24 protein-coding genes are annotated in these 26,289 nt (G+C 63.5%); 10 read left to right on the top strand and 14 right to left on the bottom strand.

Annotated elements, in window-relative coordinates:
- Position 1: 1 nt before the first annotated feature.
- From BMI90_RS15550 to BMI90_RS15505, 10 genes are all read right to left on the bottom strand, one after another.
- Entirely contained in the window at positions 2-592 is a 591-nt protein-coding gene (locus tag BMI90_RS15550; protein ID WP_078530419.1) for a carbon monoxide dehydrogenase subunit G, read from the bottom strand.
- Positions 592-1,482: an NAD(P)-dependent oxidoreductase gene (locus tag BMI90_RS15545; RefSeq protein ID WP_078530418.1), complete on the bottom strand. Its 891-nt coding sequence runs from the start codon at positions 1,480-1,482 to the stop codon at positions 592-594. The genes BMI90_RS15550 and BMI90_RS15545 overlap by 1 nt, the downstream gene beginning before the upstream one ends.
- Entirely contained in the window at positions 1,482-3,860 is a 2,379-nt protein-coding gene (locus BMI90_RS15540) for a xanthine dehydrogenase family protein molybdopterin-binding subunit (protein WP_078530417.1), read from the bottom strand. The genes BMI90_RS15545 and BMI90_RS15540 overlap by 1 nt, the downstream gene beginning before the upstream one ends.
- The gene (locus BMI90_RS15535) at positions 3,857-4,354 is read right to left on the bottom strand and encodes a (2Fe-2S)-binding protein (protein ID WP_078530416.1); all 498 of its coding nucleotides are present in this window, start codon (positions 4,352-4,354) and stop codon (positions 3,857-3,859) included. The genes BMI90_RS15540 and BMI90_RS15535 overlap by 4 nt, the downstream gene beginning before the upstream one ends.
- The gene (locus BMI90_RS15530) at positions 4,351-5,220 is read right to left on the bottom strand and encodes an FAD binding domain-containing protein (protein ID WP_078530415.1); all 870 of its coding nucleotides are present in this window, start codon (positions 5,218-5,220) and stop codon (positions 4,351-4,353) included. The genes BMI90_RS15535 and BMI90_RS15530 overlap by 4 nt, the downstream gene beginning before the upstream one ends.
- A gap of 4 nt (positions 5,221-5,224) precedes the next feature.
- The gene (gene ugpC / locus BMI90_RS15525; protein ID WP_078530414.1) at positions 5,225-6,334 is read right to left on the bottom strand and encodes a sn-glycerol-3-phosphate ABC transporter ATP-binding protein UgpC; all 1,110 of its coding nucleotides are present in this window, start codon (positions 6,332-6,334) and stop codon (positions 5,225-5,227) included.
- Positions 6,335-6,347: 13 nt separating this feature from the next.
- On the bottom strand, positions 6,348-7,313 hold the full coding sequence (locus tag BMI90_RS15520) for a carbohydrate ABC transporter permease (RefSeq protein WP_210401970.1): 966 nt from the start codon (positions 7,311-7,313) through the stop codon (positions 6,348-6,350).
- A gap of 1 nt (position 7,314) precedes the next feature.
- Positions 7,315-8,160, bottom strand: a complete 846-nt coding sequence (locus tag BMI90_RS15515; RefSeq protein ID WP_210401969.1) for a sugar ABC transporter permease — start codon at positions 8,158-8,160, stop codon at positions 7,315-7,317.
- 131 nt (positions 8,161-8,291) lie between these two features.
- A complete protein-coding gene (locus BMI90_RS15510; RefSeq protein WP_078530412.1) occupies positions 8,292-9,623 on the bottom strand; it encodes an extracellular solute-binding protein in 1,332 nt (443 codons plus the stop codon).
- A 238-nt stretch (positions 9,624-9,861) separates the two neighbouring features.
- Entirely contained in the window at positions 9,862-10,542 is a 681-nt protein-coding gene (locus BMI90_RS15505; RefSeq protein WP_078530411.1) for a TetR/AcrR family transcriptional regulator, read from the bottom strand.
- Positions 10,543-10,764: 222 nt separating this feature from the next.
- On the opposite strand from BMI90_RS15505, the gene BMI90_RS15500 reads away from it, so the two are divergent.
- The 4 genes from BMI90_RS15500 (at position 10,765) to BMI90_RS15485 (ending at position 15,426) form a co-directional block, all read left to right on the top strand.
- The gene (locus BMI90_RS15500; RefSeq protein WP_078530490.1) at positions 10,765-11,076 is read left to right on the top strand and encodes an NIPSNAP family protein; all 312 of its coding nucleotides are present in this window, start codon (positions 10,765-10,767) and stop codon (positions 11,074-11,076) included.
- A 14-nt stretch (positions 11,077-11,090) separates the two neighbouring features.
- The gene (locus BMI90_RS15495) at positions 11,091-11,666 is read left to right on the top strand and encodes an NTP transferase domain-containing protein (RefSeq protein WP_078530410.1); all 576 of its coding nucleotides are present in this window, start codon (positions 11,091-11,093) and stop codon (positions 11,664-11,666) included.
- A gap of 293 nt (positions 11,667-11,959) precedes the next feature.
- Positions 11,960-15,079, top strand: a complete 3,120-nt coding sequence (locus BMI90_RS15490) for a valine--tRNA ligase (RefSeq protein ID WP_078530409.1) — start codon at positions 11,960-11,962, stop codon at positions 15,077-15,079.
- Positions 15,080-15,090: 11 nt separating this feature from the next.
- Complete coding sequence (locus BMI90_RS15485; RefSeq protein ID WP_078530408.1) at positions 15,091-15,426, top strand: DUF1992 domain-containing protein; 336 nt, start codon at positions 15,091-15,093, stop codon at positions 15,424-15,426.
- Here BMI90_RS15485 and BMI90_RS15480 read toward each other — a convergent pair.
- Positions 15,423-16,718, bottom strand: coding sequence for an MFS transporter (locus tag BMI90_RS15480; RefSeq protein ID WP_078530407.1), 1,296 nt, complete (start codon positions 16,716-16,718; stop codon positions 15,423-15,425). The two genes, BMI90_RS15485 and BMI90_RS15480, sit on opposite strands and share 4 nt — an antisense overlap.
- Positions 16,719-16,836: 118 nt before the next feature.
- Here BMI90_RS15480 and BMI90_RS15475 point away from each other — a divergent pair, with 118 nt between their 5' ends.
- From BMI90_RS15475 to BMI90_RS15465, 3 genes are all read left to right on the top strand, one after another.
- Positions 16,837-17,955 carry a pyridoxal phosphate-dependent aminotransferase gene (locus BMI90_RS15475; RefSeq protein ID WP_078530489.1) on the top strand — a complete coding sequence of 373 codons (1,119 nt, stop codon included), beginning with the start codon at positions 16,837-16,839 and terminating at the stop codon, positions 17,953-17,955.
- Positions 17,956-18,018: 63 nt separating this feature from the next.
- Positions 18,019-18,411, top strand: a complete 393-nt coding sequence (locus BMI90_RS15470; RefSeq protein ID WP_078530406.1) for a DUF6858 family protein — start codon at positions 18,019-18,021, stop codon at positions 18,409-18,411.
- A 188-nt stretch (positions 18,412-18,599) separates the two neighbouring features.
- Positions 18,600-18,806, top strand: coding sequence for a hypothetical protein (locus BMI90_RS15465; RefSeq protein WP_078530405.1), 207 nt, complete (start codon positions 18,600-18,602; stop codon positions 18,804-18,806).
- Here the strand turns inward: BMI90_RS15465 and BMI90_RS15460 are convergent.
- A complete protein-coding gene (locus BMI90_RS15460) occupies positions 18,797-20,008 on the bottom strand; it encodes an aminotransferase class V-fold PLP-dependent enzyme (RefSeq protein ID WP_078530404.1) in 1,212 nt (403 codons plus the stop codon). The two genes, BMI90_RS15465 and BMI90_RS15460, sit on opposite strands and share 10 nt — an antisense overlap.
- A gap of 143 nt (positions 20,009-20,151) precedes the next feature.
- Between BMI90_RS15460 and BMI90_RS15455 the strand changes: the two genes are divergently transcribed.
- From BMI90_RS15455 to BMI90_RS15445, 3 genes are all read left to right on the top strand, one after another.
- Positions 20,152-21,900, top strand: coding sequence for an ABC transporter ATP-binding protein (locus BMI90_RS15455; protein WP_078530403.1), 1,749 nt, complete (start codon positions 20,152-20,154; stop codon positions 21,898-21,900).
- A 51-nt stretch (positions 21,901-21,951) separates the two neighbouring features.
- Positions 21,952-22,683: a folate-binding protein YgfZ gene (locus tag BMI90_RS15450; protein ID WP_078530402.1), complete on the top strand. Its 732-nt coding sequence runs from the start codon at positions 21,952-21,954 to the stop codon at positions 22,681-22,683.
- Positions 22,684-23,098: 415 nt separating this feature from the next.
- Positions 23,099-23,428 carry a DUF6280 family protein gene (locus BMI90_RS15445; RefSeq protein WP_038079895.1) on the top strand — a complete coding sequence of 110 codons (330 nt, stop codon included), beginning with the start codon at positions 23,099-23,101 and terminating at the stop codon, positions 23,426-23,428.
- 123 nt (positions 23,429-23,551) lie between these two features.
- Here BMI90_RS15445 and BMI90_RS15440 read toward each other — a convergent pair whose 3' ends face one another.
- Both BMI90_RS15440 and BMI90_RS15435 read right to left on the bottom strand, forming a co-directional pair.
- Positions 23,552-24,706 carry a hypothetical protein gene (locus BMI90_RS15440; RefSeq protein ID WP_078530401.1) on the bottom strand — a complete coding sequence of 385 codons (1,155 nt, stop codon included), beginning with the start codon at positions 24,704-24,706 and terminating at the stop codon, positions 23,552-23,554.
- 143 nt (positions 24,707-24,849) lie between these two features.
- Positions 24,850-26,229, bottom strand: coding sequence for a TolC family outer membrane protein (locus BMI90_RS15435; RefSeq protein ID WP_078530400.1), 1,380 nt, complete (start codon positions 26,227-26,229; stop codon positions 24,850-24,852).
- Between the last annotated feature and the right edge of the window lie 60 nt (positions 26,230-26,289).

Raw genomic sequence — 26,289 nt, 5'->3', positions numbered from 1 at the left:
TTCAACCGAAGAGCCAGCAGATCCCGAGACCAAGACCGAGACCGACCAGAAGCCATGCGACACGGTCGATCAGCGGGATATGCCCCGCTGCGGCAGCGGCCATCGCGCCCGGCCGAGCAGAGCCCTCACGGGCAGGAGTCTCTGACTCGGCATCTCCGGTCACGACCCGCGAGAAGGCATTGAAGAAATCCTCGGCATTCTTGCGTGCGACGCCCTGTATCAACCGTCCGCCAACCGCCGCGAGCTTACCGCCCACCTCGACATCGGCGATGTAGGACAACCGCGTGCCGTCGCCCTCGGGAGAGAGCCTGATTTCCGCGCCCCCTTTGGCAAAGCCCGCAGGCCCGCCCTGCCCGCGTCCGGTGATCCGGTAGGACACGGGCGGGACCAGATCGGACAGCTCGACCTTGCCGCGAAAGCTTGCCGCAACCGGCCCAACCCGTGCGACGACTGTCGCGGTATATTCGGCCTCACCTGTCTGCTCCATCGCCTCGCAGCCCGGTATCGCGCGGCGCAAGACCTCCGGATCGTTGAGCCCGCGCCATACCGTTTCAGGATCCGCCGGGATCAGGTGATCGCCCTCGAACTGCATCAACCCGCCTCCGAGTGGATCGCGTTATATGCACGGTAGAGCGCTTGCGTGCCCTCTTCACCGAACCCATCGTCCTTGAGCTTGAGATACAGGCTCCGCGCGAGAGCGAGGCCCGGCAGATCGAGACCAAGTCTTTCGGTCTCATCCAGCGCGATGGTCATGTCCTTGACGAAGTGGTGAATGAAGAAACCGGGAGCGAAATCCTCTTCTACCATTTTCGGCCCGAGCCCGTTGAGCAGAAAGCTCGATGCCGCCCCGGTTCCGATAACCTTCAGAACCTGCGCAGGATCCAAACCGGCGGCACGGGCGTAGCTGACGCTTTCGGCCACCGCGAGCATGGTCGAGGCGATCGCGATCTGGTTCGCCATCTTGGTGTGCTGGCCTGCACCTGCCTTGCCCATCAGCGCGATATTCGCCCCCATCACTTCCAGCACCGGCAACACACGATCGAAGGTGCGTTTGTCGCCCCCCACCATGATCGCGAGCTTTCCCGCTTTCGCGCCGACATCGCCACCCGAAACCGGGGCATCTAGGGCCGCAACACCGCTCAAGAGACCCGATTGCGCGATCCGCGCGGCGAGGGCCGGACTCGAGGTGGTCATGTCGATCAGCACGGATCCCGGCCGCGCGCTGGCGAGGATCCCGCCATCTGCGAGATAGACCTGTTCGACATCGGCAGGGTAACCCACGATCGTGATCGTGATGTCGCTGGGCGCGGCAACCGCACCGGGGCTGTCACACCACTGAGCGCCCCGTGCCACCAGATCGTCGCCCTTGGCGCGGGTGCGATTGTAGATATTGAGCGGGTAGCCCGCAGCGAGGATGTGCCCCGCCATGTGGTGCCCCATGATTCCGAGGCCAATGAAGCCGACAGTGGGTTTCTGTTCCATCACAGCTGGGTCCTTTTCGCTGGGCTGGTCGCTGCCTCTTGCAGGAGCGCACAAATGGATTGAGGGGTCAGCGGAAGACGCTCGATCGTCACTCCGTGGGGGGCGAGCGCATCGCTCACCGCATTGGCGATCACACCGATCGCGCCCATCACTCCGCCTTCGGCCATGCCCTTGATCCCGGCAGGCGTGCGTTGGTTCGGAGTGTGGTGATGCAGGATCTCGAATTCGGGCAATTCATTCGGGGAGGCCACGAGATAATCGGCGAGCGTCGCCGAAAGGTTCTGCCCGGTGCCGTCATAGATCACCTGTTCGAGCAGCGCGCCGCTCAGCCCCATCGCGATCGCGCCCTGCTGTTGGCCGCGCACGACGATCGGATTGAGAACGGTGCCGCAATCCTCGGCCACGATATAGCGGTCGATCGAGATCGCACCCGTTTGCGGATCGACCTCCACTTCGCAGGCATGGGTCGAATTCGAATAGGTCATCGCGGGTGGGTCATAGCTATGCGAGAAATCGAGCCCCGGCGCGACACCCTCTGGCAGCGCCAGCGGGTCGAGATAGGCACGCCGCGCGATATCCGTCAGAGCAAGCCCGGTTTTCTGCCAATCCTCACCGATCATTCGCTCGATGTGCCCCGCGCGCATCCGCAGCCCGCCAGCATCGTTGAGATCAAGCATCGAAGCCGCGATCGCGAGCACCCGCTCGCGCGCCTTGAGCGCGCACAGATAGAGCGTCCCGCCCCCGGCAGTGGCGCCGCGACCGCCGCGGCTGCCCATGCCGTAGGGCGCGATGTCCGTGTTGCCCATGTGGACCGTGACGTCTTCCGAGCGCACTCCGAGTCCTTCGGCCACGGCCTGCGCAAGCGGACTCTCGTAGCCCTGCCCCGTGCCCATCAGCCCGACGGAGGCATTGACCGCCCCGCTGGGTTCGATCCGCACCCACGCAGCCTCGTGCCCCGATCCCGGGATGCCGGCGGATTTGTAGAATTCCGATCCATAGGTCGTGCTTTCGATCACGGTGCACAGCCCGAGCCCCAGATACCTCCCCTCGGACCGCGCCCGCGCTTGCCGCTCACGGAACGCCGCGACATCGATTGCGGCAACGGCGGTTTCAAGCGTTTCCTTCGGGGTGACATCTTCAAGGACTTCGCCCGTCGGCATCGTGTAGGGCAGGTCCCCCGGGCCAAGCGCGTTGATACGGCGCACTTCAACCGGGTCGAGGCCAAGCTCGCGGGCAATCGCGTCGATCGTGCCTTCCATCACCCAGCTCGTGACCGCCATCGGCGCACGCATAGGACCGGCGCCGCATTTGTTCGTCAGGGCGACGCGAACCTCATAGGCATAATCCTGGATGCGGTACGGGCCGGTCATGATGAGCGCGATGACCCGCGCCATGTAATTGGCCGGGTAGAAGCAATAGCCTCCGAAATCCTCGTCGATCTCGAGTTCCAGCCCGAGGATCTTACCCGTTTCGCTGACCGCGGCGCGTGTGCGACACTCGTATTCGCGCGCATGGGCGGCGGCCATCAGGTTTTCCATCCGATCCTCGCGCCAACGCAGCGGGTGGCGGAGATGACGCGAGAGAGCCGCCACAGCGAGTTCCTCGCGGTAAAGCGCGATCTTCTGACCGAAAGCGCCGCCGACATCGGGGCTCATCACCGTGACCTGGCTTTCGGAGAGGCCCAGCCGCGCGGCGAGCTGGCTGCGCAGCGGGTGCGGAACCTGATTGCCGATATGCATATTCAGATGCGCTCGACCGTCGTCCCAATCGGCAACGCAGCCGCGCGTCTCGAGGGGGACATGCGTGTGGCGGTGGAGGGCGAAACGCGCCGAGACCACGCGATGGGCCTCTGCCCGCCGTGCTGCGGGATCGCCGACACACAGACTTTGGTGCGAGACCATGTTGCTGGACAAGGTTTCATCGACCAGCACGGCATCGGGCGCAAAGGCCTCTTCGATCGAGGTCACGGCCGGGATTTGTTCATAGTCGACAACGACACATTCGGCCGCATCCTCGGCGAGGTAGCGATCTGTCGCGACCACACAGGCCACGGGATCGCCATGAAACCGCACCTTGTCGATCGGCAGCGTCGTGAGCTCGGTCGGCTGCAACCCCTCGATCGGCGGAGCGAGGCGCAGCCGCGTCGTCCACTGATCGAGATCGCGTCCGGTGAATACACCCATGACGCCCGGCATTGCAGCGGCTTCAACGCTGTCGATCCCGAGGATGCGTGCATGGGCATGCGGCGAACGCACAAAGCTCACATGCAGCGCGCCAGGAAAGGCGAGGTCGTCGAGATAGCGGCCGCGGCCAGTGACGAGACGGCGGTCTTCCTTGCGCGGCAGGGCGCGGCCGATCTCGGTGAAGGCGTCGCTCATGCCGCCTCTCCCCGCATCCGCGCGGCAGCCTTCAGCACTGCAGCCACGATATTCTGATAGCCCGTGCAGCGGCACAGATTCCCCGACAATACGTCACGCACTTCATCTGCGGTCGGGGCCGGGTTCTCGCGCAGGTAGTGTTCGAAGGTCATCACGATGCCGGGTGTGCAAAAACCGCATTGCAGCCCGTGTTCCTCATGCAGAGCCTGCTGCAGGACCGAGAGAGCATCGGGCCGCCCTACAGCCTCGATCGTGGTAATATCGTGACCTTCCATCTGGGCTGCGAAGGTCAGGCAGGCGCGTGCCGGACGCCCGTCGATCAGCACGGTACACGCACCGCAGACGCCGTGCTCGCAACCAACATGGGTGCCCGTCAGGCCGAGATCCTCGCGCAGGACATCCGACAGCAGCTTGCGCGCGGGCACCTGCAAATCATAGGTCTGGCCATTCACGCTCAGCGACAGGGTCAGGGGCTCAGGTTTGTGAGCGTTCATGCGCCCTCCTCCCGGTTCAGAGCGGACTGGAACGCCCGAATGACAAGCGTTTCGGCCAGCCTCCGGCGATAGCTAGCGGGCACCTGCGCGCTGTCCTCTGGCGCAATCGCCGAGGCAGTTGCCGCAGCGAGCTCGCGAATGGTGTCTTCATCTGCCGGCCTGCCCTGCGCGCGCGCCTCGATCTCGGGCAAGCGCAGCGGGACGGTATCGACGCCACCGAGACCGAGCCTCAGCGCATCGATCTTGCCGTCCGCATCCTGCGCGAAGTTCAACGCAACGCTCACGATCGCGAAATCCCCATGGCGGCGCGAGAAATGTTCGAAGGCCCAAAAACCGCCAACAGGCAGCGGAAAGCGAAGGGCGGTGATGAGTTCGCCCTCGCGCAGATCGACTGTCATGATCGATTGCAGGAAATCGGCCGCAGCGACGTTTCGAGTGCCCTGCAGACCCGCGATCACCAGCGACGCGCCGAGGGTCACCGCAATCAGCGGCAATTGGGCCGCCGGGTCCGCATGGGCGAGACTGCCGCCAATCGTTCCGCGCTGCCGGATGGCGTAGTGCCCGATGGATGCGGCGGCGGCACTTAGAAGAGGAAGGCTGCGGCGCAATTCCGGCGCATTCGCCACGCGGTGATGGCGCGTCAGTGCGCCGATCTCGACCACGTCATCGCTCACCCGGACGCTGTCGAGCTCGATCAAGTCGTTGAGATCGACGAGATGGTCCGGCCGCGCCAGCCGCATGTTCAGCATCGGACCGAGGCTTTGCCCCCCGGCGAGCGACTTCGCGGAAGACCCGTGCGTGCGCAAAAGTGCCAAAGCCTCTGCAAGACTCGCGGGCCGGTGGTAGGTGAATTGGGCCGGTTTCATCGCTTCAGACTGCGTTCCAGATCAGCGACTGACCGGTTTCACGATCGAAGATGTGCAGGCGGTTGAGGTCAACGGCGAGGGTGATCTTCTCACCGAAGGCGTGGCGTAGATCCTTGCCGACGCGGAAGAACAGCTCTTCGCCGCCGAAATCCATTCCCAGGTACTGGTCCGAGCCGACCGGAAGCACCGAATTCACGGTGCCGCTCAGCGCGTTGACCTCAAGCTCCGCAGGGCCTTCGGCGACATCCTCGGCCCGGATACCTAGCCGCACCGCGCGGCCGTCCTGCCCTTTGAGTCGCGCCGCATGAGCCGCCGGCAAAGCGAGACGCAACCCGTCACGGATGAAGCTCATCCGGTCATCCGGCCCGACTTCGAGCACCCCGTCGAAATAGTTGATCGGCGGGCTCCCGAGGAAGGAAGCGACGAAGGTGTTCGCCGGACGCTCGTAGATATCATCCGGCGTGCCGATCTGCTGCACAACACCGTCATTCATCACCACGATACGATCCGCGAGGGTAAGCGCCTCGGCCTGATCGTGGGTCACATAGACGAAAGTCGTCTGCATCGCGCGATGGAGTTCCTTGATCTCCGCACGCATCGAAATCCGCAACGCCGCATCGAGGTTCGAGAGAGGTTCGTCCATCAGGAATACCGCAGGCTCGCGAACCATCGCGCGCCCCAGCGCCACACGCTGACGCTGGCCGCCCGAGAGCTGCGACGGGCGTCGGTCGAGCAAATGGGAAATCTCGAGTTTTTGCGCCGCGTCGCGCACGCGCCTGTCGATCTCTTCCTTCGACACGTTCCGCATCCGTAAACCGAAGCCGATATTGTCGTAGACCGTCTTGTGCGGATAGAGCGCGTAGCTCTGGAAGACCATCGCGACGTCGCGCTTGTGCGGGGGGACGTAATTCACAACCTGCTCGTCGAAAATCAGATTGCCGTCCGAGACCTCCTCGAGCCCCGCGATCATGTTGAGGGTCGTGGATTTGCCGCAGCCCGACGGGCCAAGCAGGACGATGAACTCGCGATCCTCGATATCGAGGTTGAGATCGCGAACGGCGTGGAAGCCGTTGGCGTATTTCTTGTTGACGTTGGTGAAGCGGATCCGGGCCAAGACTTTGTCCTTTCTAACCTTTGACAGCCCCGGCGGTCAGACCGGAAACGATGTAGCGTTCGAAGACGATTGCGACGATGACAGGCGGCACGACTGCCAGAACGCCCGCGGCGTTGAGGAAGGAGAAGCTCACCGTGAAATCGGAGGTGAACGAGGCCAGTAGGATGGGGAGGGTCTGCGACGCCGAGGTCTGAGTGAACATCAGGGCGAGCAGGAACTCGTTCCAGCTGGCGAGGAAGGTGAACAGCACCACGGCGACGAGGGAGGGCAGCGAGAGCGGCAGGAACACCTTGATCAGCGCCTGCAATCGGGAACAGCCATCAACTCGTGCGGCCTTGTCCAGTTCGTCGGGAAGTCCCTCGAAGTACTGGATCATGATGAAGACCGTGAACGGAACCGTGATCGCAAGGTAAGTGATCACGAGCGAGCCCAGCGTATCGAGCATCCCGAGTTTGCGGATCACGAGGAAGAACGGCACGACCAACGCAATATCGGGGATCACCCGCGTGATCAGGATGAAATAGATGGAAGCATTACGCCCCCAAAACCGGATCTTCGCGATCGCATAGGCGGCGGGCACCCCGACGAGAAGATTGAGGATCACAACAAGCGTCGCAACGATGAGGCTGTTGAGCATCGAAGGCAGAAGGTTCTTCGCGGTCGAGGGGATGAAATCACCTGCGGCCGGATCAGTGCCCGAGCGCGTCTCGTAGGTGACCGGCTCGCTGTCTCCGGCGGTGAAGATCGCCTCGAAATTGCGCAATGTCGGCTCGTCGGGGATCCAGTGCGGCGGGATCGAGACGATCTCGGCCTCAGTCTGGAAGGCCGACGAGACAAGCCAGGAAACCGGGGCGAGCACATAGATCGCCAGGACGATCGCGGAGACGACGATCACGAGCCGCTGCACGATGCGCGCAATTTTCTGGCGGCGGCGGTAGTCGATCGCGTCGGCGGGAGGGGTGTTGGGCATATCGGTCATATCAGAGTTTGCGCCCCAGCGTTCGGATGAAGAGATAGGAAAGCGCGAAAGTCGCGATCGCGAGCAGGTAGGACATCGCGGCCCCACTCCCGAAGGAGAGGTTGCGGAAGGTCTCGACATAGATGTGCCAGGACAAGACATGCGAGGCGCTGCCGGGACCGCCCTCGGTCAGCACGAAGAACAGATCGAAATGGCGGATTGCCATCATCGTCTCGTAGATCATCACCAGCATGAAACCGGGCTTCATCGCAGGCAGGGTGACATGGACGAAGCGCTGCCAGACCGTCGCTCCATCGACGCGGGCGGCCGAATACAGATCTGCAGGGATCGACTTGAGCGAGACCAGAAGAAGGATCGTCGCGAGCGGGACTTCCTTCCACACGAAAGCGTTCGCGATCAGGAACAGCGTCTTGTCCTGATCACCGAGCCAGACCATGTATTTGTCAATGAAGTCAAGCTGGTAGAGCAGACCGTTCAGGGCGCCATAACTGGAATCGTAGATCCATTTCCACATCAGCGCATTCGCCACATAGGGGATTGCCCAAGGCACCAGCAGGATCGTGGAGAGGATGCGGCGACCGCGGAACTCCTGGTTCAGCAGCAGCGAAACAAGCAATGCGATCACCGCGATCGCACTGACAGAGACGAGCGAGAAACTCACCGTGCGCCAGACCGCGCTCCAGAAAGCCGCGTCCCCCAGCAGATCGGTATAGTTCTTGAGGCCGACGAAGGGCGTCCGGTTCGGCCGCGTGAGCTTGACGCTGAAAAAGCTGATGTAGAGCGAATAAAGGATCGGGAAGACGGCAACCGCACCCAGCACAACCATCACCGGAGCAAGGAACAGCATGGCGCTGCGCTCTTCGTATCCCAGCCGCCATCTCGGGCGCGTCGCCCCAATCATTGCATCCGCCACGTCATGCTCTCCCGTTGCCCAGCCCGTCAGTCGGCGGGCCTTCGCAAAGGCCCGCCGCACCGGGATCAGTAGCTGTCCTTCAGCTCATTCCACAGATCTGCGGATTTCTTGACCGCCCCTGCGGCATCGACATTACCCAAGATCGCCGATTGCCAGGCCGAGCCATTGGTGTCGTTCCACTCCCCGAACCACGGCGTGACCGTGTCCTTCTTGAGGGCAAGCGCCTGCTGGGCCTGGATCATGTCGACATCGCCGTAGGAGTCGTAGGCGGCGCGGACCTCCTGATCCTCGAATAGCGGCTTTACGCCGAACCCGGCGCCGATATCGAGGAACAGGAGCTTCTGGAACGTGTAGGCCCCATCGGACTTACCGCCGAACCATTCAATCAGCTTTGCGGTGCTTTCGGCGCGCGCCTTGTCCTGCGCCGCTTGTGCCGACATGCCATGGAAGCGCATCCACCCCACCGTCGCATGAGATCCGTTGGGCCCTTGCGGCATCATCGCCTGCTTCACGTTGCCCGCGATCTGCGATTGTGCGGGATCGTTCAGCATCCGCAGACGATATTTCGCGACCATCGCGAAGGCATGGTTGCCCGCAGCGAAGGACTTCAACCCCGCCAACTCACCGGTCTCGACACAGGCGGGCGAGACGATCTTGTGCTTGTTGACCGCATCGACGACCCATTGCAGCGCCTCGACGGCCCCTTCCTTCTCGTCTTGCATCACGGCCGAGCCGCTGTCGTCGACCAACCGTCCGCCATGCGAATAGACGAGCGTCGAGATGAACTCGATCAGCCAGCTTTCCTGCGCCATCGCGAGCATCATCGGATAGTCGGAAATGCCCTTTTCCTTCATGACCAGAGACTGCTCCACCAGCTCGTCCCAGCTCGTCGGCGGCGCATCGAAGCCGGCTTCCTTGAGCTTCGCCTCGTCATAGAGGAAGGCCATGTAATCTGTGTAATAGGTCAGGCCGTATTGCCGACCGTCATAGGTCATCGACTGGGTGCAGAAATCCTCGGCTTCGGCGTTGTATTTCATCAGGCTGTCGAATTCGTCGACCGGTGCGATCCAGCCGGCCTCGGCCCATTCAGGCAGCCAGGCGTCTGATACCCACATCGCATCAAGCGGCGCGCCCCCGACGAATTTCGCGACCATCCCCTCGCGGTACTGCGCCCAAGGAGAGTTTCCGTAATTCACGGGGATCCCGGTTTCCTTCGTAAACGCACTGAGGTGGCTCTGCACGGTGTCGACTGCGGCCGACCAGGTATGCATCGTCAGCGCGGCCGTTTCAGCACGTGCCTGACGAACCAGACCCGGCGCCATCAGCGCCCCTGCGCCCGCCGCCGAATAGCGGAGGAAATCCCGGCGCCCGAGGTGGCGCGTCTTGTCCTTTAGCATTATTCGATTCCTTTTGCGTGGCCGCCCGCCGCGGGCCCCATCCGAGCCCCGCCGCAGCAAACCGTCCCTGTTGAACTTTCTTATAAGAATCGACGCTATTGGCGATTTATTAATTCGTCAACTGACGACAAAACGAAAAGTGATGATTCAACTTCCCCTAAGGAAATTGCACAAATTTTCACCACCCACAGCCGTCACCGCAGGGGGAAATCCAAGAAAAGAGAACCGATTGTTGCGGTCAGTCGCCGCGACACGCGTCGATCATGTCGGCAAATCCCGCGACGAACAGGCGAACATGCATCGAAACCACCTGATCCTCGGACAGGGACAGGCTGCTTTGATAGATATGGCGCCGAATTGCGTAGTGAGAGATCGCGCCATGCAGCGTCCATGCCATTTCACGGAGCAATGCCGGATCAGCCGGCAGGACGACCCCTTTCTCATGCGCCACCTCGCGCATCACAACTTCCAGCAGCTGGGTGATGATCGCAGCGATGTAATCGGGCGCCATATTCGCCTCGGCCAAGGAGGCATAAAGGAACAAACGCAGCCATTTGCGGGTCAGGGTGGACTGGAGATAGTCGCGATAAAAGGCCTCGAGCCGCACCGAAACCGGCTGCGAGCGATCCTGGAGCTCCACGAACCAAACCGCCTTGAATGCCCCGAGGATCTCCTGGTTATAGACCTCCCGGAGAAGGTCTTCCTTGGTCGGAAAGAAGCGATAGAGGAGACGCTGAGAAATGCCGCATTTCTCTGCCAGTTGACGCGTCTGCCCCGCAAGACCGTTCTCGGCAAAGAAGTCGGAAGCGACATCCAGGATCTGCGCGCGACGCTCATTGAACGGCATGCGGACCGCCCCCTGCGGCGAGCCCGGCTTGCTTCCCGCCCCCCCCACCTTGGATGAGCCCTCTTTCGTCATCGATCTGGCCTGCACGTTACCTCCTTCGCACTCATTCTCTCAACACTGACGCCGGACGCCACGCCATCAGGATTACACATTAGCCCATTGTGCGCATCGGCAAAGCATCTTTTCGTCAATTGACGACTTAAATGTTGCGAAAACCTGAACTCTTGCCTTAGCCTCGGATCGAAACGGCGCGCCAGCGTCCGAGAGTCGACACCAATCATGCCGGAGCGCATCATGATCTACGAACAAAGAACCTATCGCATCGCGCCCGGGAAAGCGCCCGAGTTCCTCAAGCTCTATGAAGCCGAGGGGCTCCATATCATCAGCCAGTACGCGAAGCTCGCCGGATGCTGGGTCAGTGACAGTGGCGTGTTGAACGCCGTCACGTTTCTTTGGGCCTATCAGGATTACGCCCACCGCAGCGCACAAAGAGCCAAACTCGGCGCAGACCCGCAGTGGCAGGAGTTCGTTCCCAAGATCCTTCCCTATCTCGTCCATCAGGAAAGCATCTTCCTGCAACCCGCCGCATTCTCTCCGCTGGACTGAGCCGGGCGCGTTCCATGCGCACGCTCGGCATTCTGCTCGCCGCTGGCGCCTCCCGTCGGTTCGGGGCTCAAGACAAGCTCCTCGCCGACTGGGAGGGCGCGCCTCTGGTTGTGGCGGCGGCGCGTGCGCTTGAAGCGGCGGGCTGTGACGCGCTCCTTGCGCTCGTCTCTTCCGATGCGGTCGAAGCCGTACTCCCCGCACCGTTCCGGGCAATCCGGGTGGCGCCAGGCCTGCCGCTTTCTCATACTTGGCGAGCGGCGCGTGACCACGCGCAACAGCTGCAAGCGGAACGCGCCCTGTTCATGCTGGGCGACATGCCCTCGGTTTCCGCCGGAACAATCCGAACGCTGATGGCTGACGACGGCGGCAGCCGCGCCTGCGTCTTCGATGGGATCCCGATGCCACCGGCACTCTTGACGGCAGACGACATGCGGGGATTACGCGCAGAGGAAGGAGACCAAGGCGCGCGCGCGCTGCTGCGCTCCCTGCCCCGCAACTCGCTTGTGCCGCTGATGGCCGAAGAAGCCCTTGATATCGATACACCGAAAGACCTCTGCCGCGATCGGGTGCCCCCGGTCGTTCGCCCATGACGGCCTTTCGACCCATCCGCTGCGAAAGCGGGTCGGCAGATCCGACCAGACGGGAATAGGGCAAACTTCTTCGTACGCGCCTCTTTTTGACGACGTGTAGGGGGGATGCGCTGTCACAATCGCCGCCCCAAGATGGAACGCCCCCATATCCCGAGCAAAGGCGCCTGAACGTCCATCCAGCCGGACCGGCCGCTCGAACCGGCCCTTCCGACCCGCCACTCTCTTTCGCGAAGGGTTTTCCTCGCGCACGCTCCGGGCTAAACAGCGCTCAAGCCGAGCCAAGGATGCCTGACATGACGATGGACAAGACTTTCGATGCCGCGAGCGCCGAGCCGCGGATCTACGCGAAATGGGAAGAAGCCGGGGCCTTCAAAGCCGGGGCCAACGCCTCGCGCGATGAGACCTTCTGCGTGATGATCCCGCCGCCCAACGTCACGGGCGCGCTGCATGTCGGCCACGCCTTCAACAACACGGTGCAGGATATCCTCGTGCGCTGGCACCGGATGCGCGGGTTCGACACGCTCTGGCAGCCAGGTCAGGACCATGCGGGCATCGCGACCCAGTTGATGGTGGAAAAGGAACTGGCCAAGACCCAGCAGCCCAAGCGCACCGAGCTGGGCCGCGAGAAATTCCTCGAGAAGGTCTGGGAGTGGAAGGGTCAGTATGGCTCGACCATCATCAACCAGCTCAAGCGTCTGGGGTCGTCCTGCGACTGGTCGCGCAACGCCTTCACCATGTCGGGCGCACCCGGTGCGCCTGAGGGTAACGAGGGCAATTTCCATGACGCGGTGATCAAGGTCTTCGTCGACATGTACGAAAAGGGCCTGATCTATCGCGGCAAGCGTCTGGTGAACTGGGATCCCCATTTTGAGACCGCGATCTCGGACCTCGAGGTGGAGAATATCGAGGTCGCCGGCCATATGTGGCACTTCAAATACCCGCTGGCGGGCGGCGAGACCTACACCTACGTCGAGAAGGACGAGGACGGGAACGTGATCCTCGAGGAGGAGCGCGACTACATCTCGATCGCCACCACCCGCCCCGAGACGATGCTCGGCGATGGTGCGGTGGCGGTGCATCCCTCCGACGCGCGTTACGCGCCGATCGTCGGCAAGCTCTGCGAAATCCCGGTGGGCCCGAAAGAGCATCGCCGCCTGATCCCGATCATCACCGACATGTATCCTGATCCGACCTTCGGCTCGGGCGCGGTGAAGATCACCGGCGCGCATGACTTCAACGACTACATGGTCGCGAAGCGGAACGGCATCCCGATGTATCGCCTGATGGACACCAAGGGCGCGATGCGCGCCGACGGGCTGTCCTATGAGGAGTGCGCGACCCGTGCGATGGAAATCTCGCGCGGCGCCGAGTTCACCGAGGCCGAGATCGACGCGCTGAACCTCGTGCCGGAAGAACTGCGCGGGCTCGACCGGTTCGAGGCGCGCAAAGCTGTCATCGACCAGATCACCGAGGAAGGTCTGGCGGTGATGACCACCCAAACGGTCACCGACGAAGACGGCAACGAGACCGAAACGTTGGTGCCCTACGTCGAGGCCAAGCCGATCATGCAGCCCTTCGGCGACCGCTCGAAAGTGGTGATCGAGCCGATGCTGACCGATCAGTGGTTCGTCGATGCCGAGAAGATCGTGGGCAAGGCGCTCGACGCGGTGCGCAATGGCGACACGGTGATCCTGCCCGAGGCGGGCGAGAAGACCTATTACCACTGGCTCGAAAATATCGAGCCCTGGTGCATCTCGCGCCAGCTCTGGTGGGGCCACCAGATTCCGGTCTGGTATGGTCTGGACCTCGAGGCCTCGGATTACCGCGACGACGAGAACGATGGCGCGATCGACCTTGTCGAGATGGGCCGTCTGCTCGTCGAGACGAAGATGGTGCACCTTGACGACCGCTATCACTGCGCGCCCGATTTCGAAGGCGTGACCGGCTATTTCAAGGCGGCGAATGCCGATCTGCCGACCCCGCTCAACGCGGCGCGGATCGTCGAGGTGGAAGACCGCCATGCCGCCATCGAGGCGCTGGCCGCAAGCCTCGCGCAATACGAGATGACCGAAGACCCGACGCAGCTGATCTACCCGGTCTGGCGCGACGCCGATGTGCTCGACACTTGGTTCTCCTCCGGCCTCTGGCCGATCGGCACGCTCGGCTGGCCCGAAGATACCCAGGAGATGCGAAAGTATTTCCCGACCGATGTGCTCGTGACCGGCTTCGACATCCTGTTCTTCTGGGTGGCGCGGATGATGATGATGCAGCTGGCCGTGATGGATCAGGTGCCCTTCCACACCGTCTACCTGCACCAGCTCGTGCGCGACGAGAAGGGCAAGAAGATGTCCAAGACCGCGGGCAACGTGATCGACCCGCTGACGATCATCGACGAATACGGCGCGGATGCGCTGCGCTTCACCAATGCGGCGATGGCGGCGCTTGGCGGCGTGCTGAAACTGAGCGAAGAGCGCATCAAGGGCTACCGCAACTTCGGCACGAAGATCTGGAACGCCACGCGTTTCGCCGAGATGAACGGCGTCTTCGAAGGCCCGGTGGTGACCGAGATCCCGCAGCCCACTCACACTGTGAACCGCTGGATCATCGGCGAGACCGCGAAAGTGCGCGAACTGGTTGACGAGGCCTTCGCCGCCTACCGCTTCAATGACGCGGCCCTTGGCCTTTACGGCTTCGTCTGGGGCAAGGTCTGCGACTGGTATGTCGAATTCGCGAAACCCCTGTTCGATGGCGAACACGCGGAGGAAACCCGCGCCACGATGCGGTGGGTGCTTGATCAGTGCTACATCCTGTTGCACCCGATCATGCCCTTCATCACCGAGGAGCTGTGGGAGCTGACCGCGCCGCAGGGCGACCGCGCCAAGATGCTCGTCCATGCCGACTGGCCGAGCTACAAGGCCGCCGATCTGGTCGACGAGGCGGCCGATCGCGAGATGAACTGGGTGATCGAGCTGATCGAGGCGATCCGCTCGTCGCGCACCCAGATGGGCGTGCCGGTGGGTCTGAAACTGCCGATGGTTCTGGCCGAGGCGGATGACGCAGCCCGCGCAGCGCTCACCAATAACGAAGCGCTGATCTTCCGTCTCGCCCGTGTCGACAGCATCACCGAAGCGCCGATCCCGAAAGGGGCGATCTCGATCCCGGCACAGGGCGCGCTCTTCGGGCTGCCGCTCGAAGGGGTGATCGACATCGGCAAGGAAAAAGCGCGTCTGGAGAAGGCTCTGGGCAAGATGGAGAAGGATATCAGCGGCATGAAGGGCCGTCTGAACAACCCCAAATTCATCGCCAATGCCGATCCCGAGGTGGTCGAGGAAACCCGCGACAACCTCGCCCGCGCCGTGGAAGAGGCCGAGAAAGTCCGTCAGGCCGTCGCGCGTCTGGCAGAGCTGGGATAACGGAGGTTCCAATGGCAAGCTGGCTTGAGCGGATCGCGGAACGTCGAATGCTCAAGGCACGCGCCGAAGGGAAGATGGCCGGGCTTGAGGGCGAGGGCAAACCCCTGCCCGACCGCTCGGGTGAAGCGCATCTCGATGCGGGAGAGCAGGTCGCCTTCCGCATGATGGCCGCCGCCGGTGTCCTGCCCGAAGAGATCGAGTTGAAGAAGAAAGTCGCGGCGGCGAAGGAAATCCTCGCCGCGGCCACCACCGAGGCGGAGCGCAAATCCGCGATGGCCGCGCTCTCTGAACTGATGATGAAGCAGTCGATCGCGGAAGAGGCCCGGCGCAAATTCCTCAAAGGTTAGTCGTCGGCTTCCTTCATCGTGAAAGCGACACCGGACGCCGCGACGCAGATTGCGGCATAGATGGCGAGCACGGTTGCGGGTCCCGCCAGCGCAAGCGCCGAACTGGTCGCACCGAAGGCGAGCAACATCACCCCGACCGTCGTGTTCGACACCGCCGTATAGGCTGCACGATTGTCCGCGGGCGCCATGTCCACAAGATAGGTCGAGCGCCCCAGCCGCACGCCCTGATAGCCGATCATCAGCCCGAACAGCGCCAGTGGCGAGGCCCAGATCGTGCCCATCAACCCCGACCAGCCCAGGATCACCGCCAACACCAGAAACACCGCCGCGACGAGTCCGGTGAAAATCAGCACCTTGCGCGAGGAACGATCCGCCAGCCGCCCCCAGATATAGGAGCTCACCAGCGAGGCGAGCGCCGAGGCCAGCACCATCGCACCCAGCGCCCCGAACCGGTTATCTCCCGCTTGCGCCGCGAGCAGCACGATATAGGGCGGGGCAAGTGCTGTCGGCAGCAGCAAGGTGCGCGCGATCACGAACTTGCCGAGATCGCGATCTTCCCAAAGAAGGCGCAGTTCACGCAGGCCGACCTTGTCCTCCGCCTCCCCGGGCTGGTCTTCCTCACGCAGGGTCGAGAAGGTCACAGCCGACGCGATCCAGAGCACCGCCGCGAGCGAGATCGCCCCGATCACGAGCGCCATCCGCTCGATCGTTCCGCTCATCATGACAAGCGCGAACAGGATCACTCCCGCCGCCGACACGGTCGTCGCGATTCCCGTGGAGGTTCCGCGCCGGGTGCGGTCCACCGTCTTGCCCAGCACATCCTTGTAGCTCACCGAAGAGATCGAGCGCGCCACCGCCAACACCGCGAGCGCGCCGAGGATCGCAAGCCCCGCCATTACCCCATGCATGGTCAGGGCGACGAAGACGATCATGGCCGCTGCGACCCCCTGAAACAGGCTGCCCGCCGCCCAGGCCCATTTGCGCTCGGGCATCTTGCGGATATGGGGCGCGGTGAACAACTGCGGTAGGAGCGAACCCGCCTCACGTACCGGCACCAGCCAGCTGACCAGCGCCGCCGGCGCGCCCACTGCCTGCATCAACCAGCTCAACACCAGCTTCGGGTCGATCAGCCCATCGGCGAGCTTGGTCATAGATAGCGACGCGACATGGCGCAGGAAATTGGCGGGTTCGTGGCTCGCCGCATCCGCACTCAGTTCCCTCGGCTTGCCCCCGTCCGCCCCGGTCAGGGTCTGGAAGAGGGTGGTCGCAAGGGAGGTGTCGCTGGCGCTCATCGGCTGGCTCTCCGGGTCGGTGCTCGATCGCAGGTTACGCAAAATTAAGTGTCTCGCCCAGCCCGGGGTTCCACGCGGCCCCTTGCCGCATCTCGGCTTTGCGCTTACGCCTATTGCCATGACCGGACCGCGTTACACCAAACTGATCGAGAGCCTTCCCGCCACCGTGCCTTTCGTCGGGCCCGAGGAACAGGAGCGCCGCGCTGGCCGCCCCTTCGCGGCGCGGCTCGGTGCGAATGAAAACGGCTTCGGCCCCTCGCCGCGCGCGATTGCCGCAATGGCAGCTGCGGCAGGAGATGTGTGGAAATACGGCGACTCGACGAGTTTCGAGCTGCGCGCCGAGATCGCCGCCCATCACGGCGTCGCGGTCGAGAACGTTCTGGTGGGCGAAGGGATCGACGGGCTTCTGGGCTATCTGTGCCGTCTGGTGATCGAGCCGGGCGATGCGGTGGTGACGTCCGATGGTGCCTATCCGACCTTCAATTACCATGTCGCGGGTTTTGGCGGCGTGCTGCACAAGGTACCTTACGCAACGGATCGCGAAGACCCGCAAGCGCTGATCGCCAAAGCCGCCGAGACGCAGGCGAAACTCGTCTATATCGCGAACCCCGACAATCCGATGGGTACCTGGCACGCGCGCGAGACGATCGAGGAGATGATCGAAGCGGTGCCCGAAGGGACACTGATGGTGCTCGACGAAGCCTATGTGGAGTTCGCCCCGGAAGGCACCGAAGCGCGCATCGCCGCCGCTGATCCGCGCGTGATCCGGATGCGCACTTTCTCAAAGGCGCATGGGATGGCGGGTGCGCGGGTGGGCTATGCCTTGGCGGCGCCAGGGCTGATCGCGGCCTTCGACAAGATCCGCAATCATTTCGGCATGTGTCGGATCTCGCAGGAGGGCGCACTGGCCGCGCTTCAGGACAAGACGTGGCAGGCCTACATGCGACTGCTCGTCGCGGGCGCGCGCGACCGGATCACGGCGATTGCGGAAGAGAACGGGCTTAGCGCCCTACCCTCGGCTACGAATTTCGTCGCGATCGACTGCGGGCAGGATGGCGATTTTGCCCGTGCGGTGCTGGCGGAACTGGGCGCGCGGGGCATCTTCGTGCGCATGCCCTTCGTCGCGCCACAGGATCGCTGCATCCGTGTTTCGGTCGGCCCCGATGCCGAGCTTGACGCTTTCGCCGCGGCACTCCCCGACGCCCTCGCAGCCGCCCGCGCCAAGCTGTCGCGTTGATCCACGCGCAGTTTGCGGGCATCCGGGAAGGCGAAACATGCCTCCCAGATGAAGGATTGCGAGATGAGACAGTCGCTGCTGATGGAAAAATACCCGGTTTTCGACATGACCCTGCCGAAGGCCGAAACCTCCTGCGCGAGCGTGGACGAGATCATCGCCAAGCTGCGCGAGAAGATCGACGCCCATCCGAAGGTCGCCTATATCGCCACCTTCGATCACTACACCCACACCAAGTCGATCGACGGCACCGTGGCCGAGAACATCTCGGACGCGAAGAACATCGTGTTCTGTTTCGGCGTGGCCCTCCCCAACCCGCATGTGCTGGCCGTGCGTCCGCGCGCGATCGGCGTGGCGGACATGGGCGACAGCTTCCACCTGACCTTCCTCGAACCGCCGATGGAAGTGGCCACGAAGGAAATGGAAGCCTGGTGCAAGGCGCTGGCCGACAAGGCCTGAGGCTCCTGCCATTGGGTTTCGGATGGGCCGATTTCAAGACCGGCCCAACCCGCCCCCATACGACGAGCGCACAAATCCGCCCATGAGATCAGCGGGAAAGGGCCGGTGCGGTCCTTTCTCGCTTCAAGGTGAGTTGCCCCGACTCACTCGCGCGCCCATCTTCTGCCCAGCCAACAGGAGCAGAAAACATGAGCCGCAAGACCCGTAACCGCCATATCGCGATGCTGAGCCCGCTGGCCTTTGCTCTGGCCTTCGGTGCCTATGCCGGCAGCACCCAGATCGGACGCGAGACACGCCTTTCGATCCCCGACGAGGAGATCGCGCAGGTCGGAACCGACGAGGCCGAGGAGTTGGGCTGGCTGACCGACTGGCTGGAGCGCCACGGTCAGGCCTGAGCCACGCCTTTCGCGATCTCGCCCGCCGCCGCGGCAATCCCACCGCGCCCGTGCGGGATATCGAGCGCCTGCATCCCCGCCTCCATCGTGGCGAGCGCGCCGAGCGTCATATGGGCGTTCACATGGCCCATATGCGCGACGCGCAGGAAGTCGTCGGCCTCGGGCGTGCCCGGCTCGGCCATGCCAAGACCGATCCCGAGCGTCACGCCCGCCTCGGCCTCGAGCCATTTGCGCAACCGCTCCGCGCCTCCATTTCCGATCCGCGCCGCGGTCACCGAATGGGCGCGGTTGGCGGGCTCGGCGATATTGAGCGCCAGGTCACCGCCCTGCCCCCAGGTCTCGAAAGCCGCCCAGACCGCGCGGGCCAGCGCCGCATGACGTTTCCAGATATGCGGCAGTCCTTCCTCATCGAGGATCATCTTGAGCGATTCATCGAGCCCGAAGAGGTGATGGGTCGGCGAGGTGCCCCCGAAATACTGATAGACCATCTCGGGGAAGGCCCGAGGGTGCCAGTTCCAATAGGGCGTGACCATGTTCGAGCTGCGGCTGGCCTCGAGCGCCTTGTCGGAGAACCAAACGAAGCCCAGCCCCGGCGGCACCATCAGCCCCTTCTGGCTGGCTGCGACCATCACGTCGACACCCCAGTCATCCATGCGGAATTCGTCGCAGCCGAGCGAGGCGATGCAATCCACCATCAAAAGTGCGGGATGGTTCGCCGCGTCGATCGCGGCGCGGATCGCAGCCACGTCGTTGCGCACCGAGGTCGCGGTATCGACATGGGTCATCAGCACGGCCTTGAGCTCGTGGCCGGTATCGGCGCGCAGCGCCTCTTCGACGCGGGCGGGATCGGCGGGGGATTTCAGACCGAATTCCAGCCGTTCGACCTCGACGCCCATTGTGGTCGCGCTCTTTGCCCAGATATCGCCGAAGCGCCCCGTCACGAGGCTCAGCGCCTTGTCGCCCCTCGAGAAGACATTGGCGATCGAAGCCTCCCAGGCGCCATGCCCGTTGGCGATGTAGATCGCGACATGCGACGACGACATCGCCACCCGGCGCAGGTTCGCGGCCACGCGCGCGGCGATTTCCTCGATTTCACCCTCATAGATGTTCGGCGCAGGCTTGTGCATCGCCGCAAGAACGCGGTCGGGCATGGTCGAGGGGCCGGGAATGGCGAGGTAGGGGCGACCCTGGGCGAGGCTCATCTGTCTTCTCCATCACGCAGAACGGACCATCGGTAATGCCGCTGCGGCGCGGCGTCAATCGCGCCCGAGCTTGCGCGCCGCCCCCCTCTCGCGGTAATCCACGGGACAATCCGCGCGAAATGCGCTCAATGTGACGGTTCCAAGTGGCCAAAACCTCCGATCCCTACAGCTCGAAGCGCCTTTTCGGCCGGATGTGGCGCGACTACCTGCGCAAGCACTGGGTCTGGGTCATCGTGGCAGCGGTGCTGCTGCTCATCGAGGGCTCGACGCTGGGCGCGCTGAGTTGGATGCTCAAGCCGCTCTTCGACAAGGTCTTCGTGCAGGGCGAGAGCGATCTGATCTGGTGGGTCGGGCTCGGGATCTTCCTGCTCTTCGTGATCCGCGCGGTGACCTCGGTCGGCTCGCGCGCGGTGATGACCAATGTCGCGCTGCGCACCTCGAGCGACATGCAGGTGGACCTTTTCCGGCACATGCTGCGGCTCGACCAGCATTTCTACCAGAACAACCCGCCCGGCGCGCTGATAGAACGGGTCCAGGGCGACACCGCAGCCGTGCAGAATGTCTGGAAGATCTTCATCACCGGGACCGGCCGCGACCTGATGGCGCTCGTTTCGCTTTTTGCCGTGGCGGTTTCGATCGACCCGGTCTGGACGCTTGGTGCGCTGATCGGTGCACCGCTGCTGATCCTGCCCGTCGGGATGGCGCAGCGCTACATCCGGCGTAAGACCCGGAAGATGCGTGAGCATTCCTCCGACCGCGCGACCCGGCTTGACGAGGTTTTCCACGGGATCGCGGCGGTCAAACTCAACGGGATCGAAGATTATCAGGCTGGCCGGTTCGAGCGCCTCGTGGACGAAGTCCGCAACGCGCAGATCAAGACCACGGTGATCTCGGGTCTCGTGCCCGCGATGATCGACATCATCACCGGTCTGGGCTTCTTCGTCGTGCTGGTGCTGGGCGGACAGCAGATCATGGCGGGCGAACGCTCGGTGGGCGATTTCATGTCCTTCTTCACCGCGATGGCGCTGACCTTCCAGCCGGTGCGCCGCCTCGCCAACACGGCAGGTTCATGGCAGACGGCCGCGGCAAGCCTCGAGCGGCTTTATCGGCTCTTCGACACGCAGCCCACGATCGCCTCGCCCGCACAGCCCGCGCTCCTGCCCGCCTCGACCCGGATCGCACTTGAGGACGTGCATCTGCGCTATGGCGACAAGGAGGTTCTGCGCGGGCTCAGCTTCACTGCCGAGCCGGGCCAAACGACCGCACTCGTTGGGCCTTCAGGCGCGGGCAAGACCACCGTTTTCAACCTGCTGACCCGGATGGTCGATCCCGATAGCGGGCGTGTGACGCTGGGGGGCACATCGCTCGCCGATCTCGACCTGACGCAACTGCGCCGCCAATTCTCGACCGTTTCGCAAGATGCCGCCCTTTTCGACGAGACGATCCGCGAAAACGTCCTGCTCGGGCGGGCGGATGTCGCCGCCGAGACATTGCGCGAAGCGCTCGAAGCGGCACATGTGACCGAATTCACCGATCTGATGAGCGACGGGATCGAAACCGCCTCGGGACCGCGCGGCTCGGCCCTCTCTGGCGGCCAGCGCCAGCGCGTCGCCATCGCCCGTGCGGTGCTGCGCAACGCGCCGATCCTGCTGCTCGACGAAGCCACCTCCGCCCTCGACACCGTCTCCGAGGCGAAGGTGGCCGAGGCCCTGGCCGAACTCAGCCAGGGCCGCACGACGCTGGTGATCGCACATCGCCTCTCGACCGTACGCAATGCGGACAAGATCGTCGTCGTGGTGGAAGGTCAGGTCGTCGAGCAAGGCACGCATGACAATCTGGTCGCCAAGGGCGGCGTCTATGCGGGGCTCTGCCGGATGCAGCTCCTCGACTGAGGCTGACATCGGCGCCCGCGCGCCCTACATGCCCGTTGAAAGGAGTTACTCATGAGCGAGCGCATCCTCTACGAGATCACCGGCAGCGACCGGGAGCATTTCCTGCAAGGGCTGATCAGCAATGATGTCCGCAAGCTGAAAGACGGTCTCGTCTATGCCGCGCTGCTGACGCCGCAGGGCAAGTATCTGGCCGATTTCTTCCTGCTGGACCGGGGCGAGGCGATCGTGATCGACCTCGACGAGAGCATCGCCGAGCCGACGATCAAACGCCTGTCGATGTATAAGCTGCGCGCCGATGTGCAGATCGCGCCCTCGGCCCTCAAGGTGTATCGCGGCACTGGCCCCGCGCCCGAAGGCGCCCTGCCCGATCCGCGTCATCCCGATCTGGGCTGGCGGCTTTACGGCGAGCGCTCGGGGGATGATGGGAGCGACTGGGATGCCATCCGCGTCGCCCACTGCATCCCAGAGACCGGGATCGAGTTGACCCCGGACACCTATATCCTCGAAGCCGGGTTTGAGCGGCTGAACGGGGTCGATTTCCGTAAGGGCTGCTATGTCGGACAGGAGGTCACCGCGCGGATGAAACACAAGACCGAGCTGCGCAAGGGCTTCGTCAGCGTGGGCATTTCGGGCTCTGCGGAGCCTGGTGCGGAGATCACCGCGGAGGGGCGTCGCGTTGGCCAGCTCTTTACCCGGGCGGGCAACCGCGCGATCGCCTATCTGCGCCTCGACCGGGCCGAGGGAACGCTACGGGCGGACGAGGCCGAGATCACTTATTTATGACCCCGCCCGCGAAGGTCCGAAAAAGAATTTCAGAAAGTTCAAGTGGCGGGAAAACGGATGTTTTCGAAGCGTGTTTGCGGGGAAACGGTTTTGCCGCGCTCTCGCGGCGCCTCATGACGAAAAATTCGCCCCACGCGCTGAATTGAGAAACTATCTATAATTTTCAAATACTTGTTAACCAACCACCACGCCACGCCCTGATGGAAGGGCGATCTCGGCCCCTTGAAAACCAGCATATCCTGCCTATCTGCCCAAGACTTCATCGGGGGCTGCTCAGAGATATGCAGTTAATCGCAGGGGTGATATGCGTCATGCGCATGCCTGCCATGTGCTGAGAGCCATATCGAATCGGAGCTTATCCGCTCTAGATGGCCCCCACGCCAGGAAACGCAAGAGCAATAAAAAGGACGGAAGAATGCGCGATTTCGTTGACGGCTCGGCCTTCAATTACGAACAGGGTCAACGCGCCCGCAAACTCTTCGCCGCGGTGGTGCTCGCTGCGCTGGACGACGCCATTGCCGACGACAAGAAATACGGCAACGGCCCCGAACAGATCGCGCGTTGGGCGCGGTCGCGTGACGGACGCGAAGTGCTGTCCTGCGCCGGGATTGACCCGAACGAGCGCGTGGTGAAAGGCCTGATGGAATTCGTCGCCAAGGGCGTGCGGACCTCTGTCGCGCTGTCGCGCGAAGAGAGCGAACGTCGTCTGGCTGCGGCGGACGAACACGAGGCCGAAGCAGCCTGAGCCGGTGGCTCCGGATCACTCCGGAGCCCGGTATGAAAAACGGCGCGTCCCGAAAGGGCCGCGCCGTTTTCAATGTCTGGCAGACGCTGCGCGGGCGTGCAACGTGCGCTCCCGTTGTGACGATCAGTCGAGATCGCGGCTCATGAGGGCACGCTGCACCTCGCGTCGGATGAGCTTGCGCAGGTTGCGTGTGATCCGGGTGCCGAGTGCGCCCTGCAATTCCTCGCGCAGCATCGCCGAAACGATCTGGCGCAACTGACCTTCATCAAGCGACAGCGCCGCGGGATGCAGCGGTGCCTGAGGCTCATCCGCGATCCCCGCCAGTTCGGCCTCGAGCGCTTCGAGATCGGGCCCGACCTCTTCCTTCGCCAGCGCGTCGCGCAGATCCTCGTAGCTCGAAGCACGCGGCTCCGGCTCAGGCGCGCGCGCCTCGGCATCGCTCAGATGCAGGCGACGCGGCTGCGCAGGCTCGACCGGCCAGTGCCCCTCCCACTCCGGGCCCGGGGCGCTTTCCTCTTCGGGGACGGGTTCGGACTGCGCCTCGTCCTCCATCTCCTCGGGCATCCGCGCCCAGTCGGCATCCATCAGGTCCGGGTCGATCTCAGTCCCAAGATCGATCGGGACAACCTCTTCCACGTCACGCATGCTCGCGCTTTGCGCGTCCTCCGAGGCCAGAATGAGCGGCGGCAGGTCCTCCGCCACCAAGTTGGGGAACTCCTCTCCCCCAACATCGGGGTTGGAAGCCCCTCCGACCAACGTGGCCGAAACGGCGCCTTCGATCAGGGCATCCTCCAGCCCGCCAAGCGCCTCGACATCGAACTCCTCGGGCAGATCGGTCAACGGCGGCATGCCCACCAGCTCGAAACGGTCGCCCTGCTCGGGCTCATAGTCGATACCGTCGCGCGCGACCTCTGCCTCGAGGTGGGCCAGCGTATCCTCCAGACGCGCCAGCTCCTCCCCGAGTGACTGATGCGGCAAATCTTCTTCGGCGGGCCAGGCTTCGACCGCGCTGTCATCGAAATCAGGTTCGAAATTCTGAGGTGCGCGCCGGGCTGCCGAAATCTCCGCGGGCTCGGGGAGGTCGGGGGCAATCTCGACCTCTTCTACCTCGGTATCTTCAGAGACGAGCTGCGCAGGGGTCAGCACCAGCGGTTCGGGCGGCGCGGGACGGCGCGGGGCGGGATAGTTCTCCGCCTGACGCGGGCTGTCCTGCGACACAAGTCGCCGGATCGATGCCAGCACATCCTCTATCTCAGGTCGGGTTCCGGTTTCAGCCATGGTGCCCCCATCCTGATGCGAGCTCGCCCGCCTGTCCAGTCATCTGATCCCTCGGGATCGCGTTGATTTGAGAGGTAACTTGCGCGCCGAACATGAACGGCGCCGGGGCAGGCTCGAACGCCCGCCCCGATCGCGCGATGCGATCAGTTCTCACCCATCGCCTTGAGCACGCGGTCAAGCCGCTTGCCCTGCGGGCTGAGCGTAAGGGGCGCGTTCCGCACCGAATTGTAATAGGCAGCCGGATCATAGGTCGGGATCCCGAGCTTCAGGTTGTCCACCGTCAGAAGACCCATAGCGGAGAGAAGTTGATAATATGCTACCTGAAGCGTGGCCGCAGCATCGATCCGCCCCGCCTGCGCGTCGAGCAGATCCTGCTCGGCCGAGAGCACGTCAAGCGTGGTGCGGGCCCCCAGAAGCGCCTCTTCCTTCACACCCTGATAGGCGGTGCGCGCGGCCTGGATCTGCTGGTCATAAGCCGAAATCTGCGCCTTCGCGATATCGATCGCGGCCCAGGCGTTCGCGACGCCTTGCGAGATCGTCACCCCTGCCTGGCTGAGCTGGGCACGCGCCGACTGATCATTCGCGATCGCCTGACGTTGTGCGGAAAGCAATGCGCCACCCGAGTAGAGGGTCTGGTTCATTTCGATCGAGGCCGAGCGCGAGGTGGTCCCCATCTCGCCCTGGACGAGCCCGACCGAGCCCGAAATCGTCGGCAAACGATTCGCTTTGGCGTAGGACACCGCGATATCATAAACAGCAACCGTGTGCTGAAGCTGCTTCACGCTCGGATGGTTGCGCAGCGCGATGTCGCGCGCCGCATCGAGCGATTTCGGAAGGGCCGGAGTTTTCGGGAAGGCTGCGAGCGCTCCCGGGTAATGACCCGTCGCCGCCTTGTAAGCCTCGCGCGCGGTACGCAGGCTGCCTTGGGCTGCCGCGAGCGAAGCCCGGGCCGAGGCAAGTTGCGCCTGCGCAAGCGACACGTCGGTCTTGGTCACTTCACCCACCTCGAAGCGGTCGTTCGAGGCTTTGAGTTCCTCGCCCAGAACGCGCACCGAGTTCTGGTTGATCGCGACCTGCTCGGAGGCCGACTTCACGTCCGAATATGCCTGGATCGCGGAAAGCAGCACGCTTTGTTCGACCGAGCGCAGCGCCTCTCGGGTGGCCAGAACGGTCTCTTTCTTCATCTCGACATTGAGCTTGGTGCGGCCGAAATCGAACAGCGTCATCGAGGCGCCCAGCGTCGCGGTGGCGGCGCGGGTCGTCACCGGGTTACCGGTGACGCTCGACTTGTTGGTGTGCTGGACGGTGTAATCGGTGGTCCATTGCAGGACGGGGCGCAGCTTGGCGACCGCCTGGGCGACATCTTCATCGGCGGCCCGCAGCGTGGCGCGGTTCTGTTCGAGAAGGTTCGAGTTCTTGTAGGCCGAAACCAGTGCATCGGCCAGCGTCTCGGCACTCACCGCATAGGGCGCCATCGCCGTCACCGCAGCCAGAACGGTCAGTCTCAAAGTCTTGCGCAACATGCCTCTGCCCTCATTCCTTTATCGCCACGCACGCCAAAGCAGACCGGCGCCGGGCCCGGG

This window comes from Thioclava sp. L04-15 (assembly GCF_002020275.1).
Lineage (GTDB): Bacteria > Pseudomonadota > Alphaproteobacteria > Rhodobacterales > Rhodobacteraceae > Thioclava > Thioclava marina.
Note: the sequence above shows the minus strand (reverse complement) of the source record. Positions and strands in the feature narration are given on the sequence as shown.

What these genes read in the sequence shown, in the direction of transcription:
- BMI90_RS15465 (WP_078530405.1), top strand. Translation starts at nt 18,600, where the DNA reads ATGAGCCGCAAGACCCGTAACCGCCATATCGCGATGCTGAGCCCGCTG.
- BMI90_RS15460 (WP_078530404.1), bottom strand. Translation starts at nt 20,008, where the DNA reads ATGAGCCTCGCCCAGGGTCGCCCCTACCTCGCCATTCCCGGCCCCTCG.
- BMI90_RS15475 (WP_078530489.1), top strand. Translation starts at nt 16,837, where the DNA reads ATGACCGGACCGCGTTACACCAAACTGATCGAGAGCCTTCCCGCCACC.
- BMI90_RS15450 (WP_078530402.1), top strand. Translation starts at nt 21,952, where the DNA reads ATGAGCGAGCGCATCCTCTACGAGATCACCGGCAGCGACCGGGAGCAT.
- BMI90_RS15485 (WP_078530408.1), top strand. Translation starts at nt 15,091, where the DNA reads ATGGCAAGCTGGCTTGAGCGGATCGCGGAACGTCGAATGCTCAAGGCA.
- BMI90_RS15520 (WP_210401970.1), bottom strand. Translation starts at nt 7,313, where the DNA reads ATGACCGATATGCCCAACACCCCTCCCGCCGACGCGATCGACTACCGC.
- BMI90_RS15510 (WP_078530412.1), bottom strand. Translation starts at nt 9,623, where the DNA reads ATGCTAAAGGACAAGACGCGCCACCTCGGGCGCCGGGATTTCCTCCGC.
- BMI90_RS15440 (WP_078530401.1), bottom strand. Translation starts at nt 24,706, where the DNA reads ATGGCTGAAACCGGAACCCGACCTGAGATAGAGGATGTGCTGGCATCG.
- BMI90_RS15535 (WP_078530416.1), bottom strand. Translation starts at nt 4,354, where the DNA reads ATGAACGCTCACAAACCTGAGCCCCTGACCCTGTCGCTGAGCGTGAAT.
- BMI90_RS15445 (WP_038079895.1), top strand. Translation starts at nt 23,099, where the DNA reads ATGCGCGATTTCGTTGACGGCTCGGCCTTCAATTACGAACAGGGTCAA.
- BMI90_RS15540 (WP_078530417.1), bottom strand. Translation starts at nt 3,860, where the DNA reads ATGAGCGACGCCTTCACCGAGATCGGCCGCGCCCTGCCGCGCAAGGAA.
- BMI90_RS15490 (WP_078530409.1), top strand. Translation starts at nt 11,960, where the DNA reads ATGACGATGGACAAGACTTTCGATGCCGCGAGCGCCGAGCCGCGGATC.
- BMI90_RS15470 (WP_078530406.1), top strand. Translation starts at nt 18,019, where the DNA reads ATGAGACAGTCGCTGCTGATGGAAAAATACCCGGTTTTCGACATGACC.
- BMI90_RS15435 (WP_078530400.1), bottom strand. Translation starts at nt 26,229, where the DNA reads ATGTTGCGCAAGACTTTGAGACTGACCGTTCTGGCTGCGGTGACGGCG.
- BMI90_RS15505 (WP_078530411.1), bottom strand. Translation starts at nt 10,542, where the DNA reads ATGACGAAAGAGGGCTCATCCAAGGTGGGGGGGGCGGGAAGCAAGCCG.
- BMI90_RS15500 (WP_078530490.1), top strand. Translation starts at nt 10,765, where the DNA reads ATGATCTACGAACAAAGAACCTATCGCATCGCGCCCGGGAAAGCGCCC.
- BMI90_RS15480 (WP_078530407.1), bottom strand. Translation starts at nt 16,718, where the DNA reads ATGAGCGCCAGCGACACCTCCCTTGCGACCACCCTCTTCCAGACCCTG.
- BMI90_RS15530 (WP_078530415.1), bottom strand. Translation starts at nt 5,220, where the DNA reads ATGAAACCGGCCCAATTCACCTACCACCGGCCCGCGAGTCTTGCAGAG.
- BMI90_RS15495 (WP_078530410.1), top strand. Translation starts at nt 11,091, where the DNA reads ATGCGCACGCTCGGCATTCTGCTCGCCGCTGGCGCCTCCCGTCGGTTC.
- BMI90_RS15550 (WP_078530419.1), bottom strand. Translation starts at nt 592, where the DNA reads ATGCAGTTCGAGGGCGATCACCTGATCCCGGCGGATCCTGAAACGGTA.
- BMI90_RS15545 (WP_078530418.1), bottom strand. Translation starts at nt 1,482, where the DNA reads ATGGAACAGAAACCCACTGTCGGCTTCATTGGCCTCGGAATCATGGGG.
- BMI90_RS15515 (WP_210401969.1), bottom strand. Translation starts at nt 8,160, where the DNA reads ATGCTGTTCCTTGCTCCGGTGATGGTTGTGCTGGGTGCGGTTGCCGTC.